8 protein-coding genes and 1 pseudogene are annotated in these 6,955 nt (G+C 69.0%); 6 read left to right on the forward strand and 3 right to left on the reverse strand.

The genetic code is table 11. The features are described 5' to 3' along the window. From araG to HMPREF3115_RS21410, 6 genes and pseudogenes are all read left to right on the forward strand, one after another. Window positions 1-256 (forward strand): annotated as a pseudogene (gene araG, locus HMPREF3115_RS32695) (L-arabinose ABC transporter ATP-binding protein AraG); the annotation flags it as partial. Window positions 257-330: 74 nt separating this feature from the next. Further along, entirely contained in the window at window positions 331-1,347 is a 1,017-nt protein-coding gene (araH, locus tag HMPREF3115_RS21390; protein ID WP_006407594.1) for an L-arabinose ABC transporter permease AraH, read from the forward strand. Between the two features lie 22 nt (window positions 1,348-1,369). Next, window positions 1,370-2,164: an SDR family NAD(P)-dependent oxidoreductase gene (locus HMPREF3115_RS21395; protein ID WP_006407593.1), complete on the forward strand. Its 795-nt coding sequence runs from the start codon at window positions 1,370-1,372 to the stop codon at window positions 2,162-2,164. A 70-nt stretch (window positions 2,165-2,234) separates the two neighbouring features. Then, on the forward strand, window positions 2,235-3,296 hold the full coding sequence (locus tag HMPREF3115_RS21400; protein ID WP_070555944.1) for an aldose 1-epimerase: 1,062 nt from the start codon (window positions 2,235-2,237) through the stop codon (window positions 3,294-3,296). Between the two features lie 40 nt (window positions 3,297-3,336). After that, complete coding sequence (gene pyrF, locus HMPREF3115_RS21405; protein ID WP_053297648.1) at window positions 3,337-4,164, forward strand: orotidine-5'-phosphate decarboxylase; 828 nt, start codon at window positions 3,337-3,339, stop codon at window positions 4,162-4,164. Between the two features lie 187 nt (window positions 4,165-4,351). Beyond that, the gene (locus HMPREF3115_RS21410; RefSeq protein ID WP_006407589.1) at window positions 4,352-5,410 is read left to right on the forward strand and encodes an HAD family hydrolase; all 1,059 of its coding nucleotides are present in this window, start codon (window positions 4,352-4,354) and stop codon (window positions 5,408-5,410) included. A 36-nt stretch (window positions 5,411-5,446) separates the two neighbouring features. Here HMPREF3115_RS21410 and HMPREF3115_RS21415 read toward each other — a convergent pair whose 3' ends face one another. From HMPREF3115_RS21415 to HMPREF3115_RS21425, 3 genes are all read right to left on the reverse strand, one after another. Further along, window positions 5,447-5,947 carry a CinA family protein gene (locus tag HMPREF3115_RS21415; RefSeq protein ID WP_006400369.1) on the reverse strand — a complete coding sequence of 167 codons (501 nt, stop codon included), beginning with the start codon at window positions 5,945-5,947 and terminating at the stop codon, window positions 5,447-5,449. Window positions 5,948-5,977: 30 nt separating this feature from the next. Beyond that, on the reverse strand, window positions 5,978-6,526 hold the full coding sequence (locus HMPREF3115_RS21420; RefSeq protein ID WP_006407587.1) for a phosphatidylglycerophosphatase A family protein: 549 nt from the start codon (window positions 6,524-6,526) through the stop codon (window positions 5,978-5,980). Beyond that, window positions 6,516-6,955, reverse strand: a 440-nt coding sequence (locus HMPREF3115_RS21425) for an AIR synthase-related protein (RefSeq protein WP_256276340.1), incomplete at its 5' end; no start/stop codon positions are given. The genes HMPREF3115_RS21420 and HMPREF3115_RS21425, both read right to left, overlap by 11 nt.

Here is a 6,955-nt window from a genome sequence, read left to right on the forward strand (position 1 = left end):
GATCCTCGACGAGCCGACGCGCGGCATCGATGTCGGCGCGAAGCACGAGATCTACGACGTGATCTATCGGCTCGCGGAACGCGGCTGCGCGATCGTGATGGTGTCGTCGGAGCTGCCGGAAGTGCTCGGCGTGTCCGACCGCATCGTCGTGATGCGCGAAGGCCGCATCGCGGGCGAGCTGCCGCGCGCGCAGGCGAACGAGCACGCGGTGCTGAGCCTCGCGCTGCCGCAGGCGAGCGCGGTGCAGGCCGCGTGACGCCGCCGGGCGCCGGATTCGAATCGATAGCGCGCGGCGCAGGGCCGCGCGATGCAGGAGCAGGAGACACAACCATGCAAGTCAACGAAAACCTCGCCAGCGCAGCCGTGAAGCCGTCGGCCGACGCGCTGGTGCCGCAGCAGAGCGACCGCCAGAAATGGTGGCAGCAGCTCACCGAATACAGCTTGATCGCGATCTTCGCGGTGATGTTCGTCACGATGTCGCTGACGGTCGATCACTTCTTCTCGATCGACAACATGCTCGGCCTCGCGCTGTCGATCTCGCAGATCGGGATGGTCGCGTGCACGATGATGTTCTGTCTCGCGTCGCGCGACTTCGACCTGTCGATCGGCTCGACCGTCGCGTTCTCGGGCGTGCTCTGCGCGATGGTGCTGAACGCGACCGACAACACGTTCGTCGCGATCGTCGCGGCGGTCGCGGCCGGCGCCGCGATCGGCTTCGTCAACGGCGCGGTGATCGCCTACCTGCGGATCAACGCGCTGATCACGACGCTCGCGACGATGGAGATCGTGCGCGGGCTCGGCTTCATCGTGTCGAAGGGGCAGGCGGTCGGCGTGTCGTCGGATACCTTCATCGCGCTCGGCGGCCTCACGCTGTTCGGCGTATCGCTGCCGATCTGGGTCACGCTGCTGTGCTTCATCGTGTTCGGCGTGCTGCTGAACCAGACCGTGTACGGCCGCAACACGCTCGCGATCGGCGGCAATCCGGAAGCGTCGCGGCTCGCGGGGATCAACGTCGAACGCACGCGCGTCTACATCTTCCTGATCCAGGGCGCGGTGACGGCGCTCGCGGGCGTGATCCTCGCATCGCGGATCACGTCGGGCCAGCCGAACGCCGCGCAGGGCTTCGAGCTGAACGTGATTTCGGCGTGCGTGCTCGGCGGCGTGTCGCTGATGGGCGGCCGCGCGACGATCTCGGGCGTCGTGATCGGCGTGCTGATCATGGGCACCGTCGAGAACGTGATGAACCTGCTGAACATCGACGCGTTCTATCAGTACCTGGTGCGCGGCGCGATCCTGCTCGCGGCCGTGCTGCTCGACCAGCTGAAGAACCGCGGCGCACGCGACTGAGCCGCCTACACGGAGACGCTGCATGACCACCGATTCTTCCGCGCGCGACGCGCATGCGAACTATGCGCACTATCCGAGCCTCGTCGATCGCGCGGTGCTGATCACCGGCGGTGCGACCGGCATCGGCGCGTCGTTCGTCGAGCATTTCGCGCAGCAGGGCGCGCGCGTCGCGTTCGTCGACCTCGATGCGGACGCGGGCCGCGCGCTCGCCGATCGTCTCGGCGGCGCACGCCACGCGCCGCTGTTCCTGCCGTGCGACCTGACCGACATCGAGGCGCTGCGTCGCGCGATCGACACGATCCGTACGCAGATCGGCGCGATCGCGGTGCTCGTGAACAATGCGGCGAACGATGTGCGGCATGCGATCGCCGACGTGACGCCCGCGTCGTTCGACGCCGGCATCGCGGTGAACCTGCGGCACCAGTTCTTCGCCGCGCAGGCCGTGATCGACGACATGAAACGGCTCGGCGGCGGTGCGATCATCAACCTCGGCTCGATCAGCTGGATGCTGAAGAACGGCGGCTATCCGGTGTACGTGATGGCGAAGGCGGCCGTGCAGGGCCTCACGCGCGGGCTCGCGCGCGATCTCGGCCCGTTCGGGATCCGCGTGAATTCGCTGGTGCCCGGCTGGGTGATGACCGACAAGCAGCGCCGGCTCTGGCTCGACGACGCGGGCCGCGCCGCGATCAAGGCCGGCCAGTGCCTCGAGGCGGAGTTGCTGCCGGCCGATCTCGCGCGCATGGCGCTGTTCCTCGCGGCCGACGACAGCCGGATGATCACCGCGCAGGACGTGATCGTCGACGGCGGGTGGGCCTGACCGTCGCGCGGCCCGCGTAGCGGCCGCCCATCGAGCGCATCGTTTCCTCGACGAACGAAAGGAGCTGATCATGACCGCCACGTCCTCGCGCGCGTCGTCGTCCACCAGCCAGTCGCGCCGCGCGCGCCTTGCGGCCGCCGCGCAGCCGGTCAGCGCCGGGCCGCAGACCGCCGTGTTCGCGCGCGGCGTCGGCGCCGCGCATGCGGCGGCCGTCACGCTGTCGAATGCGGCGCTGCGGGTCGACGTGCTGCCGCATCTCGGCGGCGGCATCGCGCGCTTCGACTGGCGGCGCGACGACGGCGCGCTCGTGCCGGTGTTTCGCCGCTGCGCGCAGCCGGAAACCGCGACGGACCCGAACGAGCTCGCCTGCTATCCGCTGCTGCCGTACTCGAACCGGATCGGCGGCGCGCGCTTCGAATGCGACGGACGCAGCATCGCGGTGCCGCGCAACCGGCTCGACGAGCCGCTGCCGATTCATGGCGACGGCTGGCTCGCGTGCTGGCAGGTCGACGATGCGGCCGACACGTCGCTGCGGCTGACGCTCGACCGCCGCAGCGGTGCGCCGTACGCGTTCCGCGCGGTCCAGTCGTTCGAACTCGACGACGCGACGCTGACGATCGCACTGACGATCGAGAACGCGGGCCGCACGCGGCTGCCGTTCGGGCTCGGCGTGCATCCGTTCATCGTGCGCGACGACGCGACCGAACTGGCGGCCGCGGCGGGCGGTCTGTGGCTGTCCGGCGCGGATTTTCTGCCGGTGCGCCACGTGAGCGTGCCGCCGGCGTGGCAGTTCGGCGTCGCTTATCCGCTGCCGGCGACGCTCGTCAATCACGCGTTCACGGGCTGGGGCGGCCATGCGACGGTGAGCTGGCCGCGTCGCGGCATCACGCTGACGGTCGCGGCCGATGCCGACGCGTATGTGCTCTACACGCCGCCCGGCGCGGATTTCTTCTGCTTCGAGCCGGTCGATCATCCGATCAATGCGGTGAACCTGCCGGGCGGCGCGGCGGCGCACGGGATGACGTTGCTCGCGCCCGGCGAGCGGCTGACGCGGCGCTTCGCGTTCAGCGTCGCACGCAGCGACGCGCGCACCGGCGCCGTCGCGCGCGAGGGCGGTCGGCGACGCGGGTAAAATACGCGGTCTACCAACGGTTTGCCGCGAGTATCCGCCCATGTCTTCCCCGCTTACTTTCATCGATTCGCTGCGCGCCGCGTGGCAACGCACGAATTCGCTGCTGTGCGTCGGCCTCGATCCCGAGCCGTCGCGCTTTCCCGCGCAGTTCGACGGCCAGCCCGACGCGATCTTCGAATTCTGCCGGCAGATCGTCGATGCGACCGCGCCGTACGCGAGCGCATTCAAGCCGCAGATCGCGTACTTCGCCGCGCATCGCGCGGAGGATCAGCTCGAGCGCCTGATCGCGCACATCCATCTGCAGCATCCCGGCCTGCCCGTGATCCTCGACGCCAAGCGCGGCGACATCGGCAGCACGGCCGAGCAGTACGCGCGCGAGGCGTTCGAGCGCTACCGCGCGGACGCCGTGACCGTGAACCCGTACATGGGCTTCGATTCGGTCGAGCCGTATTTCGAACACGAGGGCAAGGGCGTGATCGTGCTGTGTCGTACGTCGAATCCGGGCGGCTCCGACCTGCAGTTCCTCGACACCAACGGCCGGCCGCTGTACCAGGTCGTCGCCGATCTCGCGGCGAACCGGTGGAACGCGAAGAGCGGTCAGCTCGGCCTCGTCGTCGGCGCGACGTTCCCGAAGGAGATCGAGATCGTGCGCGGGATCGTCGGCGACATGCCGCTGCTGATTCCCGGCATCGGCGCGCAGGGCGGCGACGTGCAGGCGACGGTGAACGCGGGCCGTACGGCCGACGGTACGGGCATGATGATCAACTCGTCGCGCGCGATCCTCTACGCGAGCAGCGGCGACGATTTCGCCGAAGCCGCGGCGCTCGCCGCGCAGAAGACGCGCGACGCGATCAACGCGTATCGCTGATGCAGCGCGCCCGCGCATGCGGGCTCTCCGCCTCCGGCGCGGCGCTGCCGCGTCGTCCCCGCCGCGCCGCCGTGGCGCGCGCGGACAACTTCCCGTCGTTTCCGCACTGCATGCACGCGCTGCAATCGCGCGATGCTGCCGCTTGTCATCGATCCGTCATCACAATGTCAAGAAAAGGAGCGACGCCATGCCGAAGCTGTATTCACGACTTCTGACCGCGCTTGCCGCATCGCTCTGCATGACGTTCGCGCATGCGGCCGATCTCGCACACTGGCCGACCGACAGCGCGAAGGCGCTGAACGCGATGATCGCCGCGCACGCGCATCGCGGCGACTACGCGGTGTTCGATGCCGACAACACGACGTACCGCTACGACCTCGAGGAGTCGCTGTTGCCGTACCTCGAGCATCGCGGCGTGCTGACGCGCGACACGCTCGACGCGTCGCTGAAGCTGATTCCGTTCAAGGATTCCGCCGACTACAAGGAATCGCTGACGAGCTACTACTACCGGCTCTGCGAGATCGACGATCTCGTTTGCTACCCGTGGATTGCGCAGGCGTTCGCGGGGCTGTCGCTCGCCGACCTGAAGCGCCACATCGACGCGATGCTCGCCGACGGCAAGCCGATCCCGATCCGCTACTGGCAGGGCGACAAGGTCGTCGACGGTACGGCGAACCCGCCGCGCTTCTTCCGCGGGATGCAGGAGCTCTACAACGCGCTGCGCGAGAACGGCATCGAGGTGTACGTCATGACGGCCGCGCACGAAGAGCTGGCGCGGCTCGTGCTGTCCGACCCGAAGTACGGCTACAACGTGAAGCCCGAGAACGTAATCGGCGTGACGACGCTGCTGCGCAATCCGGCGACCGGCGCGCTCACGACGTCGCGGCTGCAGATCAAGGCCGGCAAGTACGACGAAGCCGCGAACCGCAATCTCGTGATCACGCCGTTCCTGATGAACCCGATGACGTGGTACGAGGGCAAGCTCGGTTCGATCGTCGGCTGGATCGACCAGTGGAAGAAGCCGGTGCTCGTCGCGGGCGACACGCCCGCGTCCGACGGCTACATGCTGCTGAACGCGACCGACGTCGCGCGCGGCGGCGTGCGCGTCTGGGTCGACAAGAAGGACAAGCAGATGGCGCAGATCCGCGCATGGTCCGACGAATCGGCCGCGAAGCAGAAGGCGCTCGGCCTGCCGGTGACGGCCGATCGCAACTGGATCGTCGTGAAGCCCGACGCGATCCAGTAAGTGGCACGCGCGCAGCGGCGCACGGCCGCGCGCGCGTCAGCCTTCGCGTTCGTCGAGCAGCTTCAGCAGCCCGCGCAGCGCATGCGCGGCCGCCTGCGTGCGGATCTGCTCGCGATCGCCCTTGAATACGAGCGTTTCGACGTCGGTATGGAGCCGGTTGCTCCATGCGAACGACACGGTGCCGACCGGCTTTTTCTCGCTGCCGCCTGCGGGGCCCGCAATGCCGGTGACGGATAGCGCGACCTGCGCGCGGCTGTTGCGCAGCGCGCCTTCGGCCATCGCGCGTGCGACCGGCTCGCTGACCGCGCCGTGCTTCTCGATCAGATCGGGCGGCACGCCGATCATCTCGCTTTTGGCCTGATTCGAATACGTGACGAAGCCGCGCTCGAACCACTGGCTGCTGCCCGAGATGTCGGTGATGGCCGCGGCGATCAGGCCGCCGGTGCAGGATTCGGCGGTGGCGAGCATCAGGTGCTCGTCACGCAGCTTGTTGCCTGCGCGGATCGCAAGCTGATGGACGACGGAATCGGTAGGCATGCGCGTCTGGAAACGGAAGTCGGTAATCGGTCAGCCGACGAGCGAACGCCACAGCGCGATCACGAGCAGCGTCATGAACGCGGCGATCAGGTCGTCGACCATGATGCCGAGCCCGCCGGTCAGACGACGGTCGAAATGACGGATCGGCGGCGGCTTCACCATGTCGAAGAAGCGGAACACGACGAACGCCCACAGCTGGCCGACGAACGTCGCCGGTGTGACGAACAGCATCACGAGCCAGATCGCGACGATCTCGTCCCAGACGACGGCGCCCGGATCGGCGACGCCCATTCTGCGCGCGGTGAAGCCCGTGATCGCGATGCCCGCGACGAACGCGAGCGCGATCAGCAACCACCATTCGGGCACGGTCAGATAGCGGTTCAGCGCGACGAACGCGAGCCAGCCGAACAGCGAGCCGAACGTGCCGGGCATGAACGGCGCGAGACCGCTGCCGAAGCCGAGCGACACGATGTGCGCGGGATGCGACAGCATGAAGCGCGCGCTCGCGCGCTGCGGCGCGCGGGGCGCCGTGCCGGTGTCGGGCGCGGCCTGCGGCGCGGGCGTCGGATCAGTCTGCATGGAAATGGTCGAAGCCGTGCAACGTGAGGGCGAGGGGCGCGCCGGCGGCGTCGTGCCACGCGATCGCGGGGCGCTCCGACGGTGCGGACAACGCGCGTATTGTACCGATACGCGTGACCGCGACGCCCGCCTTCGCGCCGGCCGCCGCGACGGCCGCGCGCGCGGACGCGGGCGCCGTGAAGCAGAGCTCGTAGTCGTCGCCGCCCGCGAGCGTGCAGCGACGCTGCACGTCGGCCGGCAGCGTCGCGAGCGCAGCCGAGCGCGGCACCGCGTCGGCGTCGATGTCGGCGCACACGTTCGAGCGCGTCAGGATGTGCTGCAGATCGCCGGCGAGGCCGTCTGAAATGTCGAGCGCCGCATGGGCGACGCCGGCGAGTGCGACGCCGAGCGCGACGCGCGGCTCGGGCCGCTCGAGCGCCTCCCGGAACG

The organism is Burkholderia sp. HMSC10F09 (assembly GCF_001806955.1).
Taxonomy (GTDB): Bacteria; Pseudomonadota; Gammaproteobacteria; order Burkholderiales; family Burkholderiaceae; genus Burkholderia; species Burkholderia multivorans.

Bases quoted from the DNA above. Each gene is read 5' to 3' on its own strand.
- HMPREF3115_RS21410 (WP_006407589.1), top strand. From the start codon at position 4,352: ATGCCGAAGCTGTATTCACGACTTCTGACCGCGCTTGCCGCATCGCTC.
- HMPREF3115_RS21420 (WP_006407587.1), bottom strand. From the start codon at position 6,526: ATGCAGACTGATCCGACGCCCGCGCCGCAGGCCGCGCCCGACACCGGC.
- HMPREF3115_RS21415 (WP_006400369.1), bottom strand. From the start codon at position 5,947: ATGCCTACCGATTCCGTCGTCCATCAGCTTGCGATCCGCGCAGGCAAC.
- HMPREF3115_RS21395 (WP_006407593.1), top strand. From the start codon at position 1,370: ATGACCACCGATTCTTCCGCGCGCGACGCGCATGCGAACTATGCGCAC.
- pyrF (WP_053297648.1), top strand. From the start codon at position 3,337: ATGTCTTCCCCGCTTACTTTCATCGATTCGCTGCGCGCCGCGTGGCAA.
- HMPREF3115_RS21400 (WP_070555944.1), top strand. From the start codon at position 2,235: ATGACCGCCACGTCCTCGCGCGCGTCGTCGTCCACCAGCCAGTCGCGC.
- araH (WP_006407594.1), top strand. From the start codon at position 331: ATGCAAGTCAACGAAAACCTCGCCAGCGCAGCCGTGAAGCCGTCGGCC.